At 62.1% G+C, this 21065-nt stretch carries 21 protein-coding genes and 1 other RNA gene; 16 read left to right on the top strand and 6 right to left on the bottom strand.

From position 1 onward, the window contains the following. Positions 1 to 77 precede the first annotated feature (77 nt). Both FHR23_RS00405 and FHR23_RS00400 read left to right on the top strand, forming a co-directional pair. The gene (locus FHR23_RS00405; protein ID WP_184000979.1) at positions 78 to 1283 is read left to right on the top strand and encodes a saccharopine dehydrogenase C-terminal domain-containing protein; all 1206 of its coding nucleotides are present in this window, start codon (positions 78 to 80) and stop codon (positions 1281 to 1283) included. A 40-nt stretch (positions 1284 to 1323) separates the two neighbouring features. Further along, positions 1324 to 2502: a carboxynorspermidine decarboxylase gene (locus FHR23_RS00400; RefSeq protein ID WP_184002087.1), complete on the top strand. Its 1179-nt coding sequence runs from the start codon at positions 1324 to 1326 to the stop codon at positions 2500 to 2502. A gap of 48 nt (positions 2503 to 2550) precedes the next feature. On the opposite strand, the gene FHR23_RS00395 is transcribed toward FHR23_RS00400, so the two are convergent. After that, a complete protein-coding gene (locus FHR23_RS00395; protein WP_184000978.1) occupies positions 2551 to 3771 on the bottom strand; it encodes a type III PLP-dependent enzyme in 1221 nt (406 codons plus the stop codon). A gap of 144 nt (positions 3772 to 3915) precedes the next feature. On the opposite strand from FHR23_RS00395, the gene FHR23_RS00390 reads away from it, so the two are divergent. The 3 genes from FHR23_RS00390 to FHR23_RS00380 all read left to right on the top strand — a co-directional run bounded on the left by FHR23_RS00390 (position 3916) and on the right by FHR23_RS00380 (position 5766). Then, positions 3916 to 4905 (top strand): threonine ammonia-lyase, encoded by a 990-nt coding sequence (locus tag FHR23_RS00390; RefSeq protein ID WP_343042913.1) that lies wholly within the window; start codon positions 3916 to 3918, stop codon positions 4903 to 4905. After that, positions 4902 to 5084, top strand: a complete 183-nt coding sequence (locus FHR23_RS00385; RefSeq protein ID WP_184000976.1) for a hypothetical protein — start codon at positions 4902 to 4904, stop codon at positions 5082 to 5084. Before FHR23_RS00390 ends, FHR23_RS00385 begins: the two co-directional genes overlap by 4 nt. Positions 5085 to 5169: 85 nt before the next feature. Further along, positions 5170 to 5766 (top strand): hypothetical protein, encoded by a 597-nt coding sequence (locus FHR23_RS00380; protein ID WP_184000975.1) that lies wholly within the window; start codon positions 5170 to 5172, stop codon positions 5764 to 5766. A gap of 36 nt (positions 5767 to 5802) precedes the next feature. Here the strand turns inward: FHR23_RS00380 and FHR23_RS00375 are convergent, their stop codons facing one another. Continuing rightward, positions 5803 to 6459 carry an alpha/beta hydrolase gene (locus FHR23_RS00375; RefSeq protein ID WP_184000974.1) on the bottom strand — a complete coding sequence of 219 codons (657 nt, stop codon included), beginning with the start codon at positions 6457 to 6459 and terminating at the stop codon, positions 5803 to 5805. Between the two features lie 101 nt (positions 6460 to 6560). Between FHR23_RS00375 and FHR23_RS00370 the strand changes: the two genes are divergently transcribed. The 5 genes from FHR23_RS00370 (at position 6561) to FHR23_RS00350 (ending at position 11485) form a co-directional block, all read left to right on the top strand. Beyond that, complete coding sequence (locus FHR23_RS00370) at positions 6561 to 7652, top strand: cysteine desulfurase family protein (protein WP_184000973.1); 1092 nt, start codon at positions 6561 to 6563, stop codon at positions 7650 to 7652. Further along, positions 7649 to 8743, top strand: a complete 1095-nt coding sequence (locus FHR23_RS00365) for a cysteine desulfurase family protein (protein ID WP_184000972.1) — start codon at positions 7649 to 7651, stop codon at positions 8741 to 8743. Before FHR23_RS00370 ends, FHR23_RS00365 begins: the two co-directional genes overlap by 4 nt. After that, positions 8740 to 9075, top strand: coding sequence for a 2Fe-2S iron-sulfur cluster-binding protein (locus tag FHR23_RS00360; RefSeq protein WP_184000971.1), 336 nt, complete (start codon positions 8740 to 8742; stop codon positions 9073 to 9075). Before FHR23_RS00365 ends, FHR23_RS00360 begins: the two co-directional genes overlap by 4 nt. A gap of 2 nt (positions 9076 to 9077) precedes the next feature. After that, positions 9078 to 9959 (top strand): class A beta-lactamase, encoded by an 882-nt coding sequence (gene bla, locus FHR23_RS00355; RefSeq protein ID WP_184000970.1) that lies wholly within the window; start codon positions 9078 to 9080, stop codon positions 9957 to 9959. 74 nt (positions 9960 to 10033) lie between these two features. Continuing rightward, positions 10034 to 11485: a helicase HerA domain-containing protein gene (locus FHR23_RS00350; RefSeq protein ID WP_184000969.1), complete on the top strand. Its 1452-nt coding sequence runs from the start codon at positions 10034 to 10036 to the stop codon at positions 11483 to 11485. A 147-nt stretch (positions 11486 to 11632) separates the two neighbouring features. Here FHR23_RS00350 and FHR23_RS00345 read toward each other — a convergent pair whose 3' ends face one another. Further along, positions 11633 to 13081 (bottom strand): peptide MFS transporter, encoded by a 1449-nt coding sequence (locus tag FHR23_RS00345; protein WP_184000968.1) that lies wholly within the window; start codon positions 13079 to 13081, stop codon positions 11633 to 11635. 139 nt (positions 13082 to 13220) lie between these two features. On the opposite strand from FHR23_RS00345, the gene FHR23_RS00340 reads away from it, so the two are divergent. The 6 genes from FHR23_RS00340 to FHR23_RS00315 all read left to right on the top strand — a co-directional run bounded on the left by FHR23_RS00340 (position 13221) and on the right by FHR23_RS00315 (position 18138). Next, the gene (locus FHR23_RS00340; RefSeq protein ID WP_184000967.1) at positions 13221 to 14474 is read left to right on the top strand and encodes a phospholipase D-like domain-containing protein; all 1254 of its coding nucleotides are present in this window, start codon (positions 13221 to 13223) and stop codon (positions 14472 to 14474) included. 13 nt (positions 14475 to 14487) lie between these two features. Next, complete coding sequence (locus FHR23_RS00335; protein WP_221227308.1) at positions 14488 to 15570, top strand: threonine aldolase family protein; 1083 nt, start codon at positions 14488 to 14490, stop codon at positions 15568 to 15570. A 53-nt stretch (positions 15571 to 15623) separates the two neighbouring features. Next, positions 15624 to 15721: signal recognition particle sRNA small type (ffs, locus tag FHR23_RS00330), an RNA gene on the top strand. Positions 15722 to 15783: 62 nt separating this feature from the next. Then, entirely contained in the window at positions 15784 to 17463 is a 1680-nt protein-coding gene (locus tag FHR23_RS00325; RefSeq protein ID WP_184000966.1) for a DNA polymerase III subunit gamma/tau, read from the top strand. Between the two features lie 4 nt (positions 17464 to 17467). Next, positions 17468 to 17791: a YbaB/EbfC family nucleoid-associated protein gene (locus FHR23_RS00320; RefSeq protein ID WP_184000965.1), complete on the top strand. Its 324-nt coding sequence runs from the start codon at positions 17468 to 17470 to the stop codon at positions 17789 to 17791. A gap of 68 nt (positions 17792 to 17859) precedes the next feature. After that, positions 17860 to 18138 carry a hypothetical protein gene (locus FHR23_RS00315; RefSeq protein ID WP_184000964.1) on the top strand — a complete coding sequence of 93 codons (279 nt, stop codon included), beginning with the start codon at positions 17860 to 17862 and terminating at the stop codon, positions 18136 to 18138. 189 nt (positions 18139 to 18327) lie between these two features. On the opposite strand, the gene mtgA is transcribed toward FHR23_RS00315, so the two are convergent. The 3 genes from mtgA to FHR23_RS00300 all read right to left on the bottom strand — a co-directional run bounded on the left by mtgA (position 18328) and on the right by FHR23_RS00300 (position 21056). Continuing rightward, positions 18328 to 19035 (bottom strand): monofunctional biosynthetic peptidoglycan transglycosylase, encoded by a 708-nt coding sequence (gene mtgA / locus FHR23_RS00310; RefSeq protein ID WP_184000963.1) that lies wholly within the window; start codon positions 19033 to 19035, stop codon positions 18328 to 18330. A gap of 112 nt (positions 19036 to 19147) precedes the next feature. Continuing rightward, the gene (gene rpoH / locus FHR23_RS00305; protein ID WP_184000962.1) at positions 19148 to 20053 is read right to left on the bottom strand and encodes an RNA polymerase sigma factor RpoH; all 906 of its coding nucleotides are present in this window, start codon (positions 20051 to 20053) and stop codon (positions 19148 to 19150) included. A gap of 52 nt (positions 20054 to 20105) precedes the next feature. Next, the gene (locus tag FHR23_RS00300) at positions 20106 to 21056 is read right to left on the bottom strand and encodes an RluA family pseudouridine synthase (RefSeq protein ID WP_184000961.1); all 951 of its coding nucleotides are present in this window, start codon (positions 21054 to 21056) and stop codon (positions 20106 to 20108) included. Positions 21057 to 21065: the final 9 nt, after the last annotated feature.

Here is a 21065-nt window from a genome sequence, read left to right as displayed (position 1 = left end):
AGCCTGCGCCTTCCAATCCGCGTACGCCATCGCTATGTGCGACCTCGTTTCAGAGATTTGAATTGGAGGTCAGGCGCGTGAAGGATGTTCTCGTAATTGGAGCCGGTGGCGTTTCCAGCGTTGCGGTGCACAAGATGGCGAAAAATCCCGACCTGTTCGGCAAGATCACGCTTGCCAGCCGCCGCGAATTCAAATGTGAGGCAATCGCGAAGTCGGTGCAGGAGCGTTTCGGCGCGACCATCGAAACCGCGCAGGTCGATGCCGACAATGTCGACGCCACCGCCGCGCTGATCGACACAGTGAAGCCAGACCTCGTCGTCAATCTGGCGCTGCCCTATCAGGACCTGCCGATCATGGACGCCTGTCTGAAGGCGGGTGCCAACTATCTCGACACCGCCAATTACGAACCGCGCGACGAAGCCAAGTTCGAATATAAATGGCAATGGGAATATCAGGAGCGGTTCAAACAGGCGGGTCTGATGGCGCTGCTCGGTTCCGGGTTCGATCCCGGCGTGACCAGCGTTTTCACCATGTATCTGAAGAAGCATTATCTCGACCGGATCGACACGCTCGACATTCTCGATTGCAACGGTGGCGATCACGGCCAGCATTTCGCTACCAACTTCAATCCCGAAATCAACATCCGCGAAATCACTGCCGCCGCACGGCATTATGAGGAAGGCAAGTGGATTGAGACGCCTGCGCTCTCCACGCGGCAGGTCTATAATTTCGAAGAGGTCGGCACCAAGAACATGTACCTCATGTATCATGAGGAACTGGAAAGCCTGGCCACCCACCTGCCCGAACTGAAGCGCATCCGTTTCTGGATGACCTTTGGCGACCAGTATCTGCGCTATCTCGACGTGTTGCAGAATGTCGGCATGACCTCGATCGAGCCGGTGATGTATGAAGGGCATGAGGTCATTCCGCTTCAGTTCCTGAAGGCGGTACTGCCCGAACCCAGCGATCTGGGGCAGACGACCAAGGGCAAGACCAATATCGGCAATATCGCGACCGGCGAGAAGGACGGGCAGGCAAAGACCGTGCGCATCTATAACGTCTGCGACCATGAAGAAGCGTTCGCCGAAACCGGTAATCAGGCGGTCAGCTACACCACCGGCGTGCCCGCGATGATCGGCTCCGCGCTGATGCTGAACGGCACCTGGAAGGGGGAGGGCGTGTTCAACATGGAGCAGATGGACCCCGATCCGTTCATGGACATGCTGAACAATCACGGCCTGCCATGGCAGGTTCGCGAACTGGCCGAACCGCTGAAATTCTAAGGCTGAAACGATGAACGACAGCCGCGCCGAATCGCCCGCCATGTCCACCAAGGCGGGCGGGCCGGGGGCGTTTGCCCGGTTCGATCTGGCGCGCGTGCCGTCGCCCTGCTTCGTCGTCGACAAGGCGGCGGTGGAGGCAAACCTTGCGACGCTGGCCGATATCCGTGACCGGGCGGGTGTGAAAATCCTGCTTGCGCTCAAGGCCTTTTCGATGTGGTCGCTGGGCGATCTGGTGACACGCTATCTCGACGGGGTGGCGACATCGGGCCTGTGGGAAGCGCGGCTGGGGCGGCAGTATTTCGGCGGTGAGGTCGCGACCTATTGCGCGGGCTACAAGGCAGAGGACATGGAGGAAGTCTTCGCCCTGTCGCAGCATGTCATCTTCAACTCGCCGATGCAGATCGAGCGGTTTCGCGATGCGGCCTATGAAGCGCTGGCCGGTGGACAGGCGTTCGATATAGGTCTGCGCCTCAATCCGATGCATTCGGAAGGGGAAGTGCCGAAATACGACCCCGCGCGCCCGCATTCGCGGCTGGGCTTTCCGGCGGATCAGTTGCGGCCCGAACATCTGAACGGTGTCGACGGCATCCACCTCCACACGCTGTGCGAACAGGATTTTCCGCCGCTGCGACGGACCTGGGAAGCGCTTAAGCCACGGCTTGCGCCCTATTTCGACCGGCTGAAATGGATCAATTTCGGTGGCGGCCACCACATCACCCGCGCCGATTATCAGCGCGACGATCTGGTCGAGTTTCTGAAACAGGTGCGCGCAGAAACCGGCTGCGAAGTCTATCTCGAACCCGGTGAAGCGATCGCGCTCGATAGCGGGATATTGGTGGGAGAAGTGGTCGATATTTTCGACAACGGCATGCCCGTCGCGATTGTCGACATTTCCGCCACCTGTCACATGCCTGACGTAATTGAGGCCCCTTATCGCCCCGCCATGCTGAACGAGCAGGCGGAAGGGGAGGGCGTCACTGTGCGGCTGGGCGGGCCATCCTGCCTGGCGGGTGATGAGATCGGCGATTATCGTTTTGCGGCGCGTCCCGAACCGGGCGCGCGATTCGCGTTTCTGGATCAGGCGCATTATTCGATGGTGAAGACGACCACCTTCAACGGCGTGCCGCTGCCCTCCATCGCGATCTGGGACAGCCGCGACGATTCGCTGGAAGTCGTCAAACGCTTCGGCTGGGAAACCTTCCGCGACCGCCTGTCCTGAGCCGGAAGCAAAAAAGCCGGAGCATTGCTGCCCCGGCTTTTTCCTTGATTATTGTCCGGCCTGACGGCGATGCTCGTCGAGCGATACCACCTTGCGTTCTTCCGGCGCGGTCGGCTCGGCTTCCTCGATATAGAGCGACTGCATCGGCTCGTCCTCGACGATATGAGTCTCGTCTGACCCAAAGCCGTTGAAGCCGGTGCGCATCGCCGAACCGTAGGCCCCCAGCATCCCGATTTCGATATAATCGCCGGTCTGAATATCGGCCGGAAGCAGGAACGGCCCCGCCATATGATCGATATCGTCGCAGGTCGGGCCATAGAAGCTGAACGCTTCGAACGGCGCGACCGTCGGCACTTCGCGCAGCCGTTTCACCGGAAAGCGCCAGCCGATATGTGCCGCATCGAACAGCGCGCCATAGGCACCGTCATTGATATAGAGTTCGGTACCGCGACGCTTTTCGACACGCACGATCAGCGAACTGTATTCCGCGCACAATGCCCGGCCGGGTTCTGCCCAAAGCTCTGCCGAATAGGAAATCGGCAGGCTTTCGAACGCCCGGTGAATTGTGTCGAAATAGCGTTCCAGCGCCGGCGGCTCCATGTCCGGATACCAGGACGGAAAGCCGCCGCCGACATCGACGACATCGACCGTGACCGACGCATCGACAATCGCCGCGCGCACCACTTCGATGGCATTGGCATAGGCGTCGGGCGACATTGCCTGACTGCCCACATGGAAACAGATGCCGAGCGCATCCGCCGCCTGACGCGCGGCGAACAGCAGGTCACGCGTTTCCTCCGGTTCCGCGCCGAACTTCGCCGCCAGGCTCAGCTTCGACAGGTCGGACGATACGCGCAGGCGCACGCACAGCGTGAGGTCTTCCGCATTGCGGGTCGCGCGCAGAATCTTTTGCAGCTCCTCCATCGTGTCGAGGGAGAAGGTGCGCACGCCATGGGTGAAATAGGCTTCCTCGATCGCTTCCTCTGCCTTGACCGGGTGCATGAAGCACATGGTCGCATCGGGCAGCGTGCGCGACACCAGCCGGACTTCGCCGATCGAGGCAACGTCGTAATGCGTGATCCCGCTATCCCACAGTATCTGCAAGAGGTCGGGAGAGGGATTCGCCTTCACCGCATAGATCGACCGCCCCGGAAACTTCTCTACGAAGAATCGGGCGGCACGATGTGCTGCGTGCGGACGGACCAGCGTAACCGGCTGGACGGGACGAAGGGCTGTCGCTAGCCCCAGCGCGCTATTATGCTCGGCCAATTCAAGGGACCTCCACGGGGTAGTTCAACACAAGAGCTGCCTTGCGGTAGGAAGTCCCATGGGGCAGCGGACGGCTCACATAGGGACCACCTTCGGCTATGTAAAGCGTTTCGATGCCACACCGTTCCAAAGCGAGGAGGATTTGTGACAATTGTACGACAGCCCACACGGGCAGGAGTGCGCGATGCCGCGGCGAAAATTGCCGCGATTCTGCCGCCTTCACCGCTTTTCGTGCAGGAGGTGGGGGGCATTCCGGTCGCCTTCAAGGCGGAATGTCTGCAACCCATCGGCGCGTTCAAGCTGCGCGGTGCCTGGCATCGGCTGACGGCAATCGATTCGAAAGACCGCGCACGCGGCGTCGTCGCCTTTTCCTCCGGCAATCACGCGCAGGGCGTCGCCTGGGCGGCGAAGCGCCTGAATATGCCTGCGGTAATCGTCATGCCGTCCGATGCGCCCAGGGCGAAGCGGGAGGGTACGCTGGCGCTGGGCGCTGAAATCGTCAGCTACGACCGCGCGACCGAGAGTCGTGAGAAGATCGCTGCCCATCTTGCCCATGCGCGTGGCGCCGTGCTGGTGCCCAGTTTCGACGATCCATGGATTATCGAAGGGCAGGGGAGCGCAGCTATCGAGGCGATGACTCAATCGGTTGAACGCAATCTGCCCGACCCCGATCATATCGTCGTGCCGTGCGGCGGCGGCGGACTGGCGGCGGGTATGGCGCTGGCGTTACCCGATGCGACGATTACGGTAGTCGAGCCGGAAGGCTGGGACGATATGCGCCGCAGCCTTGAGGCCGGATGGATCGAGCCGGTAGGCGACAATCCTCCTCCGACTGCCTGCGATGCGCTGCAAACCATGCGGGTCAGCGAACGCACCTTCGAGGTGCTGGCGCGCAGTGATGCACACGGCGTGGCGGTCAGCGAGTCGGAGATCCGCGATGCGCAACGCTGGGCTGCGGTGAAACTGCGGCTGGTGGTCGAGCCGGGGGGCGCGGTGGCGCTTGCCGCGTTGCTGGCGGGCAAGGTCGAGCCGAAGCCGGGGATGCTGGTGATTTTGTCCGGGGGTAATGTCGATATGGATGCGTATGCGGCCGCCCTTGCCGATGCGGAAGTGCCGGAGGCCGTGCCGGCATGAACCCGGCGTTCAGCTCCCTGGAAAGGGCCGCGCCGGCAATTGCGATGATCGCGGTGTTTGCGCTGCTGTGGGGCGGGATAGTGCTGATCCGCCGTGGCAGAGAAATGCGACAAAAGGGCGTGCTGATGATTGTCTGCGCCATCGTCCTGCTGGCCAATGTGGCGATCTGGACATTGTAATCTCGCGAAATTTTATAACACGGACTGGACCTGTTATACGAGTTAGGGGTTATATCGTTACACTAATCCAGATCGGGGAGGGGATATGCGCTCGGCAATATTTTGCGGATTGATGGCCAGTGCAGCGCTGGCGTTAAGTGGATGCAACGGAGGTTCGGCGCAATCTTCCCAGGCCGATATCGGCAATGACATTGCCGCCAATGCCGAAGCTGCGCCCTCCATGCCCGCTTCGAATTCCGGTGTCGAGCAGCCTGATGTTCCTGATGGTGCCGCCACCAATGCACTGCTGCCGAAATTGTCGAGCGCGCAATCCAGCCCGACCGATGGCGCGGCGGACATCGTTCGTAACTATTACGCCGATATCGATCAGGGCGATTTCAAGGCGGCTTATGCGCTATGGGGCAATGACGGCAAAAACAGCCATCAGAGCTTCAATGCGTTCCGGCAGGGATTTGCGAAAACCGAATCGACCAGCGTTACCACCGGCTCGCCGTCTTCTCCGGAAGGCGCGGCAGGGTCGCTGTATATCCGCGTTCCGGTGAAGGTGAAGGCGCGGCTGAAAGACGGCACAAACCAGCGTTTCAGCGGCGAATACACGCTGCGCCGCGCCAATGACGTCCCCGGCGCAACTGCGGAACAGGAACGCTGGCACCTTTATTCGGCGGACCTGAAACAGGCCTGATCGTTATATTGAGGAGCGCCGGTCCCGCGCCCGACCTCACTTGATCGGGCAGGCGGGGTCCAGCCGGAAATCGAGATAGTTGTTCACGCTGGCCATCAGGTCATCCATCTCATTTTCAAAGAAATGGTTCGCACCCGGTATCGTCTCATGGTGGATGGTGATGTGCTTTTGCGTGCGCAGCTTGTCGACCAGCTTCTGAACACCCGACGGGGTCACGACCTCATCCTCGGCACCGTTGATGATGATGCCCGAGGCGGGGCACGGTGCCAGAAAGCTGAAATCGTACAGGTTGGCGGGCGGTGCGATCGAGATGAAACCGCGAATCTCCGGCCGCCGCATCAGCAACTGCATGCCGATCCACGCACCGAAGCTGGGTGCCGCCACCCATGTCGTCGATGCTTCGGGATGGAAGCTCTGCACCCAATCGAGCGCGCTTGCCGCATCGGACAGTTCGCCGATGCCGTTGTCGAACGTGCCCTGGCTTTTCCCAACGCCGCGAAAATTGAACCGCAGGGTGGCAAATCCACGCCGCTGAAAGGTCTTGTAGAGTTCCTGCACGATTCGGTTGTTCATCGTGCCGCCCGATGCCGGGTGGGGATGCAGGATCATCGCGACGGGTGCGCGCGGATTGGGGGCGGGTGCGAAACGGCCTTCCAGGCGGCCTTCGGGACCGGGGAAAATGACTTCGGGCATGGGCCTCTTCAATAACTGTGCGCGCGCGGTGGCACGGCGGAAAGGTGCAGGCTATATAGGGGGCGTGACGGTGTGCGCAATCTTCCCGACAAGGCTCCTGCATGGCTGATCGTATCTATCTGGATCATGCCGCGACCACGCCGATGCGTCCCGAGGCCATGGAAGCGGTTGCCGAAGCGATGCGAGACTGGGCCAACCCCTCCTCTCCGCACAGCGAAGGCCGTGCGGCGCGGGCCATGATCGAGGATGCGCGGCGTCGGATAAAGGCGGCGCTGGGCTGGGACGGGGAACTGATCTTCACCAGCGGCGCGAGCGAGGCGATTGCCATTGCCCTGAACCGGGCGAAAGGCGGCGAACGGCTGGTCAGCGCCATTGAACATGATTCGGTTCTGCGTGCCGCCGGAATGGCAGAACGAATCCCGGTGCGGCCGGGCGGGAGCATCGACCTGGAAATTCTGAACGCGATGATCGCGCGCAGCGAACGACCGCTGGTTGCCGTACAGTTCGTCAATTCGGAACTGGGTAAATTTCAGCGGCTGCATGACATTCACGCACTGGTGAGGGAGCATGGCGGCATGACCTTTTCCGATGCGACTCAGGCGGCGGGCAAGCATCCGCTTCCCGATGCCGACCTGATCGCGCTGTCGGCGCATAAATTCGGTGGTCCACCGGGGATCGGCGCGCTGCTGGTGCGCGATTTCGCGATGCTGGAACCGTCGGGCGGGCAGGAATTCGGCTATCGCGGCGGTACGGAAAACCTTCCCGGCGCGCTGGGGATGGCGGCCGCACTGGAAGCGACGGTGCGTAATGAGGATGGCATCGCGCAATGGCTGATCGATCTGCTGCCCGCGCTGCTCGACCTTGAAATGCGGCTGGCGGATGCGGGCGCGGTTTTCGTGGGTGCCGCCGACCCGCATTTTCCGGCCATTCGCGCAATCGCGATGCCTGGCCTGAAGGCGGCGGCCCAGCTCATCCAGTTCGATCTTGCGGGAATCGCGGTATCGGCGGGCAGTGCCTGTTCGTCAGGCTCGCTCAAGACCAGCCATGTGCTGGAGGCGATCCGTATGCCGCCCGACATTGCCGAAAGCACCATTCGCCTAAGTGTCGGCTGGACCACGACCGCAGACGATATACGCCGCTTCGGTGACGAATGGCTGCGCATTGCCGAACGCGCGCGGAGCAGGGCGGCATGATCTATCTCGATTATCAGGCGACGACGCCGCTCGCGCCCGAAGCATTGGCGGCGATGCTGCCCTGGCTTGAAACGCAGCACGCCAATCCGCACTCTCCCCATGCGCCGGGGCGTGCGGCAAAGGCGGCGGTCGAGGTCGCACGCAAGCAGGTGGCGGCGCTGTTGCCGTCGGATGGTGCGGTCAGCTTCACCAGCGGCGCAACCGAAGCGCTCAACTGGGCGATCAAGGGCGTGGGCAAGGGGCGTATCGTCACCCTTGCCACCGAACATGCCGCGGTTCTCGACACGGTTGCTGCATTGAAGGCGCAGGGGCGCGATGTGGTGGTGCTGCCGGTTCAGCCGGACGGGCTGGTCGATATGGATGCGGCGCGTGCGGCGATCACCCCCGGCACCGCGCTGGTGGAGGCGATGCTGGTCAATAATGAGATCGGGGTGATTCAGCCGGTTGCGGAACTGGCGAAGCTGGCCCATGCGGCGGGCGCGCTGATGCTTTGCGATGCGGTACAGGGCTATGGCCGGGTGCCGATGCCCGACGGTTGCGACCTGATCGCGCTGTCGGGGCACAAGATTCACGGACCCAAAGGGATCGGTGCGCTGTGGATTCGCGACGGCGTGAGGCTTTCCCCGTTGCTGCATGGCGGCGGACAGGAGGCGGGAGGACGTTCGGGTACCCTGTCGCCTGCTTTATGCGCGGGCTTCGGCGTGGCTGCGAAGCTGGCGAGGGAGCGTCAGGAAGCCGATGCGGCCCATGTCGCCCGCCTGTTCGATCTGGCGTGCGAAACGCTGGGCAAGGGCTGGGTCATCAACGGTTCAACCGCGCGTCGGTATCGCGGCAACCTGAATATTCGGCGCGAGGGACTGGATGTGAACCGGTTGATGAGCGAAGTACGCGACATTGCCTTTTCGGCCGGATCGGCATGCGCCAGCGGATCTGGCCGGTCGAGCCATGTGCTGCGCGCCATCGGCCTTTCGGACGCACAGGCGCGTTCGAGTATCCGCATCGGCTTTGGCCGCTATACCAGTGAGGATGATTTGAAGACTGCCCTGACCCGCATCGACACCGCCGCCCGCGCGCAACGGGTTGCCGCATGATCCGGGTGCGCTTCATCAATGCCGATGGCGAAACCGTGCAGGACGTCGAGGCGGAAGCAGGCGACAGCTTGTTGCGCGTCGGGCAGGCCAATGGTCAGCCGCTGGAAGGGACGTGCGAAGGACAGATGGCGTGTTCCACCTGTCATGTCATCGTCGCGGAAGAGGATTTCGACAGGCTGCCGCCCGCCAGCGAGGAGGAAGAGGATATGCTCGACCTGGCCGCAGGGGTCACGCGCACCAGCCGCCTTTCATGCCAGATCGACCTGACCGACGCGCTGGACGGGCTGACCGTTCGCATCCCGGCACAGGTCCGCAATATGCAGGGACGATAACCATGCTCGATCGCAGAACCCTTCTCGGCCGTGCCGCATTGCTCGGCGCCGCAACCGTCGCTGCTGGCCCCGCCAGTGCGTTTCAGGCGCACCGCGTCTCCATTTTCGATGTCCTGCAAAAGGATGTGGGCGGGCGTCTTGGCGTGGCTGCGCTCGACACCGGCAACGGGCAGCGGCTGGTTTATAATGCCATGGAGCGGTTTGCGCTGTGCTCGACCGCGAAACTGCCGCTGGCGGCGGCGGTGCTGGCGGCATCGGAACGCGGCAGCGTCTCGCTCGATAAGGAAGTCGCCTATAGCGAGGGCGATCTGCTCACCCACTCGCCGGTGACGAAGGCGCATCTGGCGCAAGGCAAAATGACCGTCGGTGCGCTGATCGAGGCGATGCTGGTTGAAAGCGATAACGCGGCCTTCAACCTGTTGTTGCCGCAGATCGGTGGCCCGCGCGGCGCGACCCGTTTCCTGCAACAGACGGGCGACCGGACGACGCGTATCGACCGCCCTGAACCCGCGCTCAACGAGGTGAAGGGCGACGATCCGCGCGATACCACCACGCCGCTGGCGATGGTCGAACTGATGCAGAAGGTGCTGCTGGGCAGTGCGCTTGACCCGGCGGATCAGCATAAGCTGATCGGCTGGATGGTCGAATGCAAAACCGGGCTGAACCGGCTGCGCGCCGGATTGCCGAAAGGCTGGAAGGTGGGCGACAAGACCGGAACCGGTCCGAACGGTGAAGTGAACGATGTCGCGATTGCCATTCCACCAGGACGCAAGCCGATCCTGATCGCCTGCTATATCGACGCGCCAAACCTGCCGCCGGCAAAGGCCGATGCGGTGCAGTCGCAGGTCGGGACGCTGGTTGGTTCGCTGTTCGCCAACGGCTGATTGCATGGGCCTGACCCTAATAAGGGGCAACCCCCTCTTGCGTGACCGGGGACGCTTCGGCCATGGGGTGTCGCATGACCGTTCTCGTCGACCTGGGGAATGACGGCACGGGCAAGTCCGTGCCCATGGATCTCGAAGAATTGCTGGCTACCCGATTGCTCGTGCAGGGCAATTCCGGGTCGGGAAAGTCGCATCTGCTGCGCCGCCTGCTCGAAAAGAGCGCCGGGCAGGTGCAGCAGGTGATTCTCGATCCCGAAGGCGATTTCGTTACGCTTTCCGAACCCTATGGCCATGTGGTGATCGAGGCGATCGACCATTCGGAACGCGAAATCATCCGCTTTGCCCAGCGTATTCGCGAACATCGCGCCTCGGTGGTGCTCAATCTGGAAGGACTGGAGGCGGAAGGGCAGATGCGTTGTGCCGCCGCCTTCCTGATGGGGCTGTTCGATGCGCCGCGCGACTATTGGTATCCGGCCCTCGTCATCGTCGATGAGGCGCAGTTGTTCGCGCCTGCGGCAGGCGGTGAAGTGCCCGAAGACGCACGCCGCGCCTCGCTGTCGGCGATGACCAACCTGATGTGTCGCGGACGCAAGCGCGGGCTGGCGGGGGTGATCGCTACACAGCGGCTGGCTAAGCTTGCCAAGAATGTTGCGGCGGAGGCATCGAACTTCCTGATGGGGCGCACCTTTCTCGACATCGACATGGCGCGTGCTGCCGACCTGCTGGGTATGGAGCGGCGACAGGCGGAGCAGATTCGCGACCTGCAACGCGGGCACTTCCTTGCCCTTGGCCCGGCGCTGTCGCGACGTCCGATATCGGTAAAGATCGGCAGCGTCGAAACTGCGGCACGCAGCGGCAGCCCGAAGCTGACGCCGCTTCCCGATGCGCCGCCCGCCGATATGAAGGAACTGCTGTTCGCGCAGGTTGAGGAAGCACCGCCTCCACCGCCGCCGCCCGCACCGCGTCCGGTGCCGTCCGAGGTGCTGATGGAAAAACTTGCGGCGTCCGCGCCTGTGCCGGTGGCGGAACTCCCCGACAAGTCAGCGGAGGAAGTCGATACGATCATCGCCGATGTGCTGCGCGCGATCGTTGCCGACGGCGATTCGGCCTTTCGCTCGCCGTCGGTACTGTTTCAGGATTTTCAGGTGCGGTGCCGGATGGCGGGGCTGTCGCGCCCGCCGCTCGACCTTGCCGGGTTCACGCGCCGTTTGTCCTGCGCGCGCGCCGGAATTTTTGAAAAGCCGGACGGCGAATGGGCGCAGGCGCTGGAACTGGCGGCGAGCCTGCCCGACGATATGCTCGGCACCTTCCTGCTTGTCGCACGGGCGGCGAAAGAGGGCACACCTTGCCCAAGCGATCAGGAGATTGCCGCGACCTATGGCACCAGCTCGCTGGGCCGTGTCCGCCGTCTGCTCGGCTATATCGAGGAACGCGACCTGTTCGTCACTCGCATCGACCTGGCGGGCAAGCGGTCGATCACCATTCCCCATCTCGGCTGGACTACGCAAGCCGCCGACGTCGCCTGAACCTTAGGGCCAATCGACATTCAGCCCTGATGGCCTGCAAATGGCGTCTTTGCGTGCTTCCAGTGCTCACGTACTGAAAGTACGCTGCGCGCCGGGTCACGAAAATCCACCATTTTCGTCACATCATCTTCTGAATGTCGATCGGCCCTAGGCCGATACCGGCTCGACTGGCGCGTCGGGGTCTGCTTTCGGTTCCGCTTCGTGCATCAGGCGTCTGGCGAGGAACAGCTTGAACAGCAGGAACACCACGCCCGCCGCCGCCGCACAGGCGCCGTGGATCAGCCAGAACTCGGTCGTCGGCATCTTTACATAAAAGCCGCCCAGCCAGCCGATCAGCGAATTGGCGGCGGTGAAGGCGAGATAATAGAAACCGATCACCGTCGCGTTCAACGCTTTCGGTGCCAGCCGTGCAAACAGCGCCAGACTGACCGGCAGCATATGGGCAAAGCCGACCGAGTTCATCACCTCGAACATCATCGGCCAGAACATGCTGATGCTATGCCCGGCGGGCGTCGTCGCAGCGGCCATGAACAGGCACAGCATTCCGCCGATCGAAAACAGCGATCCGATGATGATCTTGGTCAGCTCGTCCGGTTCCTGCCAGTGCTTGCCGTACCAGCGATAGAAGAGCGAGACGAGGAACAGGAAGGTCACCGAAACGATCGAATCGATGGTGATGAGGTAGGATGAGAGGAAGTGGAAATCGAGCGCGGGTATGTTGAACTGATTCAGCGCAAAATGCTGATCGCCCCAGATCAGGTAGATGTTGAAAATCTGCATGTTCGGGATCAGCGCCACCGCCATCACCGGGATCAGCAAAAGTACCGCGATCAGCGCGGGCATGTCATTGCGCGTCAGCTTCGCGCGCGGTGCGGCGTCATCCCGCTTGCCCTGCGCCCTGAAATGCTCGCGCGGCAGATATTTCTGACCGGAGATATAAATGGCGAGCGATACCAGCATCCCGACGCCCGCCGCGCCGAAGCCCCAGTGCCAGCCGACATCCTGTCCCAGTGTGCCGACGATGATCGGTGACAGGATCACGCCCGCATTGATGCCGAGGTAGAAAATCTGAAACGCGTCCGCACGGCGTAGATCCTCCGGCTTGTAAAGCGCGCCGACCTGGCTGGCGATATTGCCCTTCATCAGCCCGCTGCCGATGACGAGCGCCAGCAGCGCGAAGAGGAAGCTCGCTTCGAATGCCATCAGGAAATGGCCCAGCGCCATGGTGATCGCGCCGATCAGCACCGCCAGCCGCTTGCCGATCCAGCGGTCGGCGATAAATCCGCCCGCAATCGGCGTCAGATAGACGAGCGAGGCATAGGTGCCGAAAATCGCCGATGCCAGTGCCTCGCCATGCAGGCCGCGATACATGGGCAGTGCATGAAACGCGCTGAACGCCGCAACATGGTCGATATGCTCCGGCTTCAGCAGATAGTGCGTCATGTAGAGCACCAGCAGCGTCTGCATCCCGTAATAGGAAAACCGCTCCCACGCCTCGGTAAAGGCCAGATAGGCCAGCCCCTTGGGATGTCCGAAAAACGCCTTGTCGCCATGTTCGACAATGTCGAGTTCGGGCGTCACTTCGGCTGTCGTCATGCGGATCGGTGCCTCGTCCGGTTAGTATCTTGTGAAACCACATAGCCATAAAGGATGGGAATGAACACGGGCTGGCTATGGATGTGCGCAGCCTTGCAGATTGACCTTGGCAGCGCAACTGCGCATGAGACGACATATCATGCATGACTCGCCCTACGGCATTCGCCGACCCGCTTCCCGTACCCTGATCGTTCGCGCACTGCTGACGCTGTTTGCGCTGCTGCTGCCGACTCCGGTGCTTGCCCAGTTCACCATTCCGGGGTTTGAGCTGGTGCATAATGCCCCCGCCGACACGGTGTTGGAGACCCCGCATATCCGCGACGCAGGGACGGTGTGGGTTGATATGATCGACCATGCGCAGCACAGCATCGACCTCGAACAATTTTACGTGTCGGGGAAAAAGGGCAGCGCGCTCGACCGGGTGATCGGCGCGCTGGAGGCAGCGGGGAAACGCGGCGTCCACATCCGCTTCCTGATGGAGCGCAAGGGGCTGTCCATGTCCGACACCGCGACGCTCGACCGGCTGAAGGCCATTCCCAATCTGACTTTCCGTACCATCGCCTGGTCGGATATCGCGGGCAGCGGCATCATTCATGCGAAGTTCTTCATCGTCGACGGCCATGCCGCCTATATCGGCAGTCAGAATTTCGACTGGCGCTCGCTGAGCCAGATTGATGAGACCGGCCTGCGGATCACCGACCGCCGGATCGCCGCACAGGTACAGCAGATTTTCAATATCGACTGGCGGATGCAGGCCCGGATTGCAGCCGGAAAGCCGGTGCCGCCGTTGCGCACCATCGACTATGCGCCGATTACGGGTAACGCATTTCTGGTCGCCAGTCCCAACGCCTATGACCCGCCCGGCGTCGGCGATTCACAGGCGACGCTGGTGAAACTGATCGGGTCTGCCCATCGGGCTATAGATATCGAGGTGATGGAATATTCGACCACGGCCTTTGGCGGCGGCGAATATCACGTCATCGACGACGCCCTGCGTGCGGCGGCGAAGCGCGGGGTGAAGGTCCGGCTGCTGATTTCGGACTGGGATCTCACCGAGAAACGCCTGCCGGGTCTGATCGCGCTGTCGCACGTCCCCAACATCGACATCCGCGTATCGCGCATCCCGCAGGCTGCATCCGGCTTCATTCCCTATGCGCGCACCGTGCATACCAAGGCGATGACGATCGACGGCACCCTTGCATGGATCGGCACGAGCAACTGGGAAGGCGGCTATCTCGACACCTCGCGCAATCTGGAGGTCGTGCTGCGCAACGAGAAAATGGCGAACGAGGTGGAGGCGATGCACCAGCGTTTGTGGAACGCCTCCTATACCGCACCGCTTGCCGAAGCGTTGAAATGGCCGCGGGCACATCCCGGCGGCAACGCCGAATAGGAGAGCGGGCCATATGATCTATGCCGATGCCGTAAAAACGCGCTGCACCCATTTTCTGCCGATGCATGTGCCGGAAAGCCCCGCCGACACGCTGCGGCGACTGGCGGAGCATCCGGCGGCGGGCGCAGAAGCCGATGTCTATGGCGCAGGCGGCGCGGTGGAGATGCTCGAACGGCGCTGTGCCGAGTTGCTGGGCAAGCCTGCCACGCGTTTTTTCATCAAGGGCATGACTGCGCAGCAATGCGTGCTTGCCGCCTGTGCCGATGCGCGCGGTATCCGCAATGTCGCAATCCCGCGCATGAGCCATCTCAATCTCGATGAGGGCGATGCGATCGAACGGGTCGGTGGACTGCGACCGATCCGGCTGGGCGGCACCGGGCCGTTCGATCTGGCGGCGCTGGAGGCGGTGAAGGAGCCGCTGGCAGCGGTGGTCGTCGAACTGCCGCTGCGGCGTGCGGGGTTCCTGCTGCCGCCGCTCGAAATGTTGCGAGGGATTTCCGGCTGGTGCCGCGATCGCGGCGTTCCGCTGCATTTCGACGGCGCGCGGCTATGGGAGGCGGCGGCCGGATATGGCGTGACGCTCACCGATCTGACCCGGCTTGCCGACAGTGTCTATGTGTCCTTCTACAAGGGGCTGGGCGGTCTTGGCGGCGCGCTGGTCGCGGGCGAACCGGCGCTGATCGACGCGATGGCGGTTTGGAAACAGCGCCATTCGGGCAATCTCTACACGACCTATCCCTATGCGATCTCGGCGCTTGACGGGCTGGAGCGTCAGCTTCCCCGAATGCAGGAATATGTGGCGCGGGCGCGTGCGCTGGCGGCGGCGTTGCGCGACCTGCCGAGGGTGATCGTCAATCCAGCCGAACCGCACGCCCATGCGTTTCAACTGATGGCCCGCGGCGATCCGGTGACCTTTGCCAGGCGCCACCAGGATTTTGCGGAAAGGCATCAGGTCTGGCTGTTCAACGGTTTTCAACCCGCACCGCTGGCGGATCACGTGCTGATGGAAATCAATATTGGCGATGCCAGCGATCTCTGGAGCATTGAACAGGCGAAGGGCTGGATCGCCGACTTTCTGAAGGACGGGGGCGGGTAACCGCGTCAGCGCGCATCCCCTTGCGCCCCGATGACAAATCGACCATATGCCCGCACGGGAGTCGGGCGGACGATGCCGTCGCCAACCCGGTCAGGTCCGGAAGGAAGCAGCCGCAACGATTTCGTATCGGGTCGTTCCGGCTCCCACCTACCCCAAATTGTCTGTCCGCATGACGGTTTCCCAATGCCGTCCGCATGGTCTAAACCTGTTGCGATGACTGATTCCTCGCTTGGCCTCGACGAACCGCCCCAGCCCAAAACGGCAGAGGCTTATCGCGTGCTCGCCCGCAAATATCGCCCACAGACGTTCAGCCAGCTGATCGGCCAGGATGCGATGGTGCAGACGCTGGGCAACGCTATTCGCCGCGACCGGCTGGCCCATGCCTTTCTGCTCACCGGCGTGCGCGGGGTGGGCAAGACCTCGACCGCGCGGCTGATCGCAAAGGCGCTCAATTGCGTCGGCCCGGACGGGCAGGGCGGCCCTACCATCGACCCGTGCGGGGTGTGCGAGCCGTGCCGCGCGATTGCCGAGGGGCGGCATATCGACGTTATCGAGATGGACGCCGCAAGCCATACCGGCGTCGATGACGTGCGCGAGATTATTGAGGCATCACGCTATGCGGCGGTGTCGGCGCGCTACAAGATCTACATCATCGACGAAGTCCACATGCTGTCGAAAAGTGCCTTCAACGCACTGCTCAAGACGCTGGAAGAACCGCCCGAACATGTAAAATTCCTGTTCGCCACCACCGAAGTGAACAAGGTGCCGATCACGGTGCTGTCGCGCTGTCAGCGTTTCGACCTGCGCCGTATTCCCGCCGACCTTCTTGCCGAACATTTTGCGAAGGTCGTGACGGCAGAAGGCGTTGAGGCGGAACCGGAGGCACTGGCGCTGGTCGCGCGGGCGGCGGAAGGGTCTGCGCGCGATGGTCTGTCGATCCTCGATCAGGCCATTGCCCATGCCGGGACCGATGGTGGCGGGGTGCGGGCCGATGCAGTGCGCGCGATGCTGGGACTGTCGGACCGCAACGCCATTCGCGACCTGTTCGGACTGTTGCTGGCGGGGGATGCCCCGGCGGTGCTGGCGGCGTTGCGCGGACAGTACGATCTGGGCGTCGACCCGCTCTCGGTACTGCGGATGTTGCTGGAAACGGTGCATGGCGTGACGCTGGTCAAGGTGGGAGCCGCTCCCGATCCTGCCCATTCGGCAGAGGAGCGCGAGGCGCTCAACGAATGGGCGAGCGGTTTGTCTTTCCCGCTGCTGCACCGGCTTTGGCAGTTGCTGTTGCGCGGTCATGCGGAGGTCGGCAGCGCTGCGCTGCCCATCGAGGCGTGCGAGATGGCGCTGCTGCGGATCGTGCATGCCGCGACGTTGCCCGATCCGGGGGAACTGGCGCGCAGGCTGGCCGAAGGCAGCGGGCCGCCTGTCGCTCTGTCGGCAGGGCAGGGCGCATCGTCAGCCCCGACATCTGCGCCAACGGTGCAGGAAATTGCGCCTCCGCCACCGGCAGAGTCGCAGCAAACGCCATTGCCGTCCGACCTGTCGGGGCTGGCGGAAATGCTGGGCCATGATGGTGCGCATGAACTGGAGGCGCTGGTCCGCAATCATCTGCGTCCCATCCGCTTTGCGCCGCCCGATCTGACGATCAGTGCGGCCCGGCCGCTTCCGGCCGATTTCGTGCGTGATCTCTCGCTCAAACTAAAGGAAATTACCGGGCAGGCATGGCGGATCGACACCGAAAATGCGCCCGGTGAACCCTCCTTGCGGGAACGGAAACAGGCCGACGCCGTTGCCGAACGCGAAGCGGTACTTGCTTCACCGCTGGTAAAGGCCGCATTGGAAACCTTTCCGGGGGCCGAACTGACCGGCTGGACCCGACAGCAGAATGGATAAGGCGATGAACAACCTCGAAGACATTATGGCGATGGCGCAGAATGTGCAGAACGAACTGCAAAAGGCGCAGGACAGTCTCGATACGATAGAGGTCGAGGGCGTTTCCGGCGGCGGGCTCGTCAAGGTGAAGGCATCGGCCAAGGGCCGGATCGTCAGCATGGATATCGATGAATCGCTGCTCAAGCCCGAAGAAAAAGGCATGGTCGAGGATCTGGTGATCGCAGCATTCAACGATGCGCGGGCAAAGGCGGACGCGGCTTCGCAAGAACAAATGTCGAAGATGACGAGCGGAATGCAGTTGCCGCCGGGATTCAAGCTGCCTTTCTGAACCTCTCGTCCATGGAACAACTTTCCTGAGTGCCGGTTGTCAGCACATCAAGTGCAAGGGAGAGTTTTATGACCGAGCGAGTTACAGAGCGAAATGACGGCGTCACCAATGAACGAGTTACCGAGCGTGATGGCGGCGGTACCACGACCGTAATCGAACGCCGCGGCGGTGGCGGCGGTCTGCTGATCGGGCTGGCAGTGCTGATTCTGGTAGTGGTCGGTGCATATTTCCTGCTCAACCAGTCGCATAACGACAATATGAAGACGCAGGCCGTGACCAGCGCGGCGAAGAGCGTCGGCGATACCGCCAAAAAGGCCGGTGATGCGATTGATCCGTCAAGCAACTGATTGCTTTTTTGATATCTGAAAATGCGGTGGGAACGATGTTTCCGCCGCATTTTTTATGGGAATGGCATCGGGATGCTCCACTCCCCGTCATTACGAATCCCATGCATGCCGGGCGAAGCAATCCGGATATCGACGTTCTGCACGGGCAGCGGCGTTGCTTTGCCCCTCGCAGGGGCGAAGTCACGCTTTTCAGCGCAGGCAGCTATCCAGCCCGTCGCGTCTCACGACCCCCATGCGCCGTGCAATGATATTGCCGTAGCGCCGGGTGAAGCCGGTGGGGTCGATCGCCGCGCGTTTTTTGGGGAGCGGCAGGACCGCCGCGATCCGCGCCGCCTCCTGCGGGGTCAGATGGTCGGCGCCGTGATGGAAATACCGTTCGGCCCCGGCCTCGACGCCATAGGTGCCGATTCCCGTCTCCGCGACGTTCAGATAAACCTCCATGATGCGTTTCTTGCCCCACAGCGCTTCGATCAGCACCGTGAACCACGCTTCCAGTCCTTTGCGGAAATAACCGCCGCCCTGCCACAGAAAGACGTTCTTGGCGGTCTGCTGGCTGATCGTCGATCCGCCGCGGATGATATGGTCGCCCTGTTCGTTGCTTTTCCATGCCTTTTTCATCGACGCGAAGTCGAAGCCGTGATGGCTGCAGAATTTCGAATCCTCACCCGCCATCGCGGCGCGCGCCATATCGGGATCGATTTGCGACAGGGGTAGCCAGGTCTTGTGAATGCCGCGCCCGTCCAGCGCGTTGATCAGCATCGTTGCCGTTACCGGCGGCGGCACGAAGCGATAGATGCCCACCCATAACAGGGAGAGTAGGACGAACCAGATCACCACTTTGACGATCAGGCCGATGATACGGCGGGGAAGGGATTTGCGTGCAGCGCGTCTTGCCATGGCACCATGTCCTAACGCCAGGCAGCGGGCGCGTCATTACGGAGACCGTGCGCTGCTCAAAAAAAAGCCCCGCGCGATGGCGGGGCTTTGACGATATTTTGAGGGCCTGAAATCAGGCGTCGGCGACCAGCCGCTTTTCCCCTGCCAGCCGCATCATCGCTTTTTGCAGCTTTTCGAACGCGCGTACCTCGATCTGGCGGACGCGCTCGCGGCTGACGCCGTACACCTGAGAGAGTTCCTCAAGCGTTTTCGGATCGTCGGTCAGGCGCCGTTCGGTCAGGATATGCTTTTCGCGATCGTTAAGGTCGTCCATCGCCTCGACCAGCATATCGTGCCGGACATCGGCTTCCTGGGCGTCGGCAACGATCTTGTCCTGTAACGGTGCGTCGTCCTGAAGCCAGTCCTGCCACTGGCCGTCGCCATCTTCGCGCATCGGCACGTTGAGCGAGGTGTCGCCGCCCATCGCCATGCGACGGTTCATGCTGGTGACTTCGTCCTCGGTCACACCAAGGTCGTGAGCGATCTTGGCGACATCTTCGGGCTTCAGGTCGCCGTCCTCGAACGCGTCGAGTTTGGCCTTCATCCGGCGCAGGTTGAAGAACAGCTTCTTCTGTGCCGCGGTGGTGCCCATCTTTACGAGGCTCCACGAGCGCAGGATGAATTCCTGAATCGATGCCCTGATCCACCACATCGCATAGGTGGCGAGGCGGAAACCGCGATCCGGCTCGAATTTCTTCACGCCCTGCATCAGGCCGATATTGCCTTCGCTGATCAACTCGCTGACCGGCAGACCATAGCCGCGATAGCCCATCGCGATCTTCGCGACGAGACGCAGATGCGAGGTTACGAGCTGTGCCGCAGCCTCGGTATCGCCATGCTCCTGAAAGCGCTTGGCGAGCATATATTCCTGCTCCGGCGTCAGAATCGGAAATTTCTTGATCTCGGCCAGATAGCGGTTGAGGCTGACCTCTCCGCCGAGCGCGGGGATCGTCGCAGGGACGTTGCTGCCGCTTGCCATGACCGTTTCTCCCTTACCATTGGGCGTTACTGAACGCATACGCCCACAAATGCTATACGTGAAGATGCTTGAACAGTTCCCCCATGTCTGCGGGAATTTCGCTATCAAACGCTAAATTACGGCTATCAATGGGATGCGTGAAGCCCAAATGCGCCGCATGCAAGGCCTGACGCCGGAAACTCAGCGTTTCCAGCGTTGACCGGTGTACCGTTCGCGGTCGACCATAGACGGGATCGCCGAGCAGCGGGTGACCGATCGAGGCCATATGTACCCGAACCTGATGCGTTCGGCCAGTCTCCAGACGACATTCGATCAGCGCGGCTTCCTTCAACGGCTGAATCAGCCGATAGCGCGTCGTCGCATGTTTCCCGCCGGGAACGATCGCCATTTTCTTCCGGTTGGCGGGCGAACGGCCGAGCGGGGCTTCGATCACACCTTCGGATTGCATCGGCACGCCCGCGACGATTGCACGATAGCGCCGGTCGATGGAGTGTGCCTTGAACTGACGTGCCAGTCCCTCATGCGCGCGATCGTGCTTGGCGGCGACGATCAGGCCCGATGTATCCTTGTCGATACGATGCACGATACCCGGCCTTGCCACCCCGCCAATGCCCGACAACTGACCGGCGCAATGATGCAGCAAGGCGTTCACCAGCGTACCGTCGGGATTGCCCGCTGCCGGATGGACGACCAGCCCGGCGGGCTTGTCGATGACCAGCAGATGCTCATCCTCATACACCACGTTCAGAGCAATGGCCTGTGCCGCGTTATGTGCCGGTTCCGGTTCGGGAATGGATACGCTGAATATCGTGCCTGCGCTGGCCTTTTGGGAAGGGTTGCGCACCGGCACTCCACGGGGATCCACTACGTTCCCCGCTGCGATCAGAACCTTCAGGCGTTCGCGCGACAAGGTCGGCACAGCCTGCGCCAGCGCGCGGTCGAGCCGCCAGCCATGTGCCGCCTCGCCAATCTGCGCTTCTATGGTAGATGCCCCCGGACCCATTCCTGTAGG

The organism is Stakelama sediminis, assembly GCF_014199335.1.
Taxonomy (GTDB): domain Bacteria; phylum Pseudomonadota; class Alphaproteobacteria; order Sphingomonadales; family Sphingomonadaceae; genus Sphingomonas; species Sphingomonas sediminis.
Note: the sequence above shows the minus strand (reverse complement) of the source record. Positions and strands in the feature narration are given on the sequence as shown.

What these genes read in the sequence shown, in the direction of transcription:
- FHR23_RS00350 (WP_184000969.1), top strand. Translation starts at nt 10,034, where the DNA reads ATGACCGTTCTCGTCGACCTGGGGAATGACGGCACGGGCAAGTCCGTG.
- FHR23_RS00360 (WP_184000971.1), top strand. Translation starts at nt 8,740, where the DNA reads ATGATCCGGGTGCGCTTCATCAATGCCGATGGCGAAACCGTGCAGGAC.
- rpoH (WP_184000962.1), bottom strand. Translation starts at nt 20,053, where the DNA reads ATGGCAAGCGGCAGCAACGTCCCTGCGACGATCCCCGCGCTCGGCGGA.
- mtgA (WP_184000963.1), bottom strand. Translation starts at nt 19,035, where the DNA reads ATGGCAAGACGCGCTGCACGCAAATCCCTTCCCCGCCGTATCATCGGC.
- FHR23_RS00345 (WP_184000968.1), bottom strand. Translation starts at nt 13,081, where the DNA reads ATGACGACAGCCGAAGTGACGCCCGAACTCGACATTGTCGAACATGGC.
- FHR23_RS00300 (WP_184000961.1), bottom strand. Translation starts at nt 21,056, where the DNA reads ATGGGTCCGGGGGCATCTACCATAGAAGCGCAGATTGGCGAGGCGGCA.
- FHR23_RS00385 (WP_184000976.1), top strand. Translation starts at nt 4,902, where the DNA reads ATGAACCCGGCGTTCAGCTCCCTGGAAAGGGCCGCGCCGGCAATTGCG.
- FHR23_RS00400 (WP_184002087.1), top strand. Translation starts at nt 1,324, where the DNA reads ATGTCCACCAAGGCGGGCGGGCCGGGGGCGTTTGCCCGGTTCGATCTG.
- FHR23_RS00365 (WP_184000972.1), top strand. Translation starts at nt 7,649, where the DNA reads ATGATCTATCTCGATTATCAGGCGACGACGCCGCTCGCGCCCGAAGCA.
- FHR23_RS00375 (WP_184000974.1), bottom strand. Translation starts at nt 6,459, where the DNA reads ATGCCCGAAGTCATTTTCCCCGGTCCCGAAGGCCGCCTGGAAGGCCGT.
- bla (WP_184000970.1), top strand. Translation starts at nt 9,078, where the DNA reads ATGCTCGATCGCAGAACCCTTCTCGGCCGTGCCGCATTGCTCGGCGCC.
- FHR23_RS00325 (WP_184000966.1), top strand. Translation starts at nt 15,784, where the DNA reads ATGACTGATTCCTCGCTTGGCCTCGACGAACCGCCCCAGCCCAAAACG.
- FHR23_RS00320 (WP_184000965.1), top strand. Translation starts at nt 17,468, where the DNA reads ATGAACAACCTCGAAGACATTATGGCGATGGCGCAGAATGTGCAGAAC.
- FHR23_RS00315 (WP_184000964.1), top strand. Translation starts at nt 17,860, where the DNA reads ATGACCGAGCGAGTTACAGAGCGAAATGACGGCGTCACCAATGAACGA.
- FHR23_RS00380 (WP_184000975.1), top strand. Translation starts at nt 5,170, where the DNA reads ATGCGCTCGGCAATATTTTGCGGATTGATGGCCAGTGCAGCGCTGGCG.
- FHR23_RS00335 (WP_221227308.1), top strand. Translation starts at nt 14,488, where the DNA reads ATGATCTATGCCGATGCCGTAAAAACGCGCTGCACCCATTTTCTGCCG.
- FHR23_RS00370 (WP_184000973.1), top strand. Translation starts at nt 6,561, where the DNA reads ATGGCTGATCGTATCTATCTGGATCATGCCGCGACCACGCCGATGCGT.
- FHR23_RS00340 (WP_184000967.1), top strand. Translation starts at nt 13,221, where the DNA reads ATGCATGACTCGCCCTACGGCATTCGCCGACCCGCTTCCCGTACCCTG.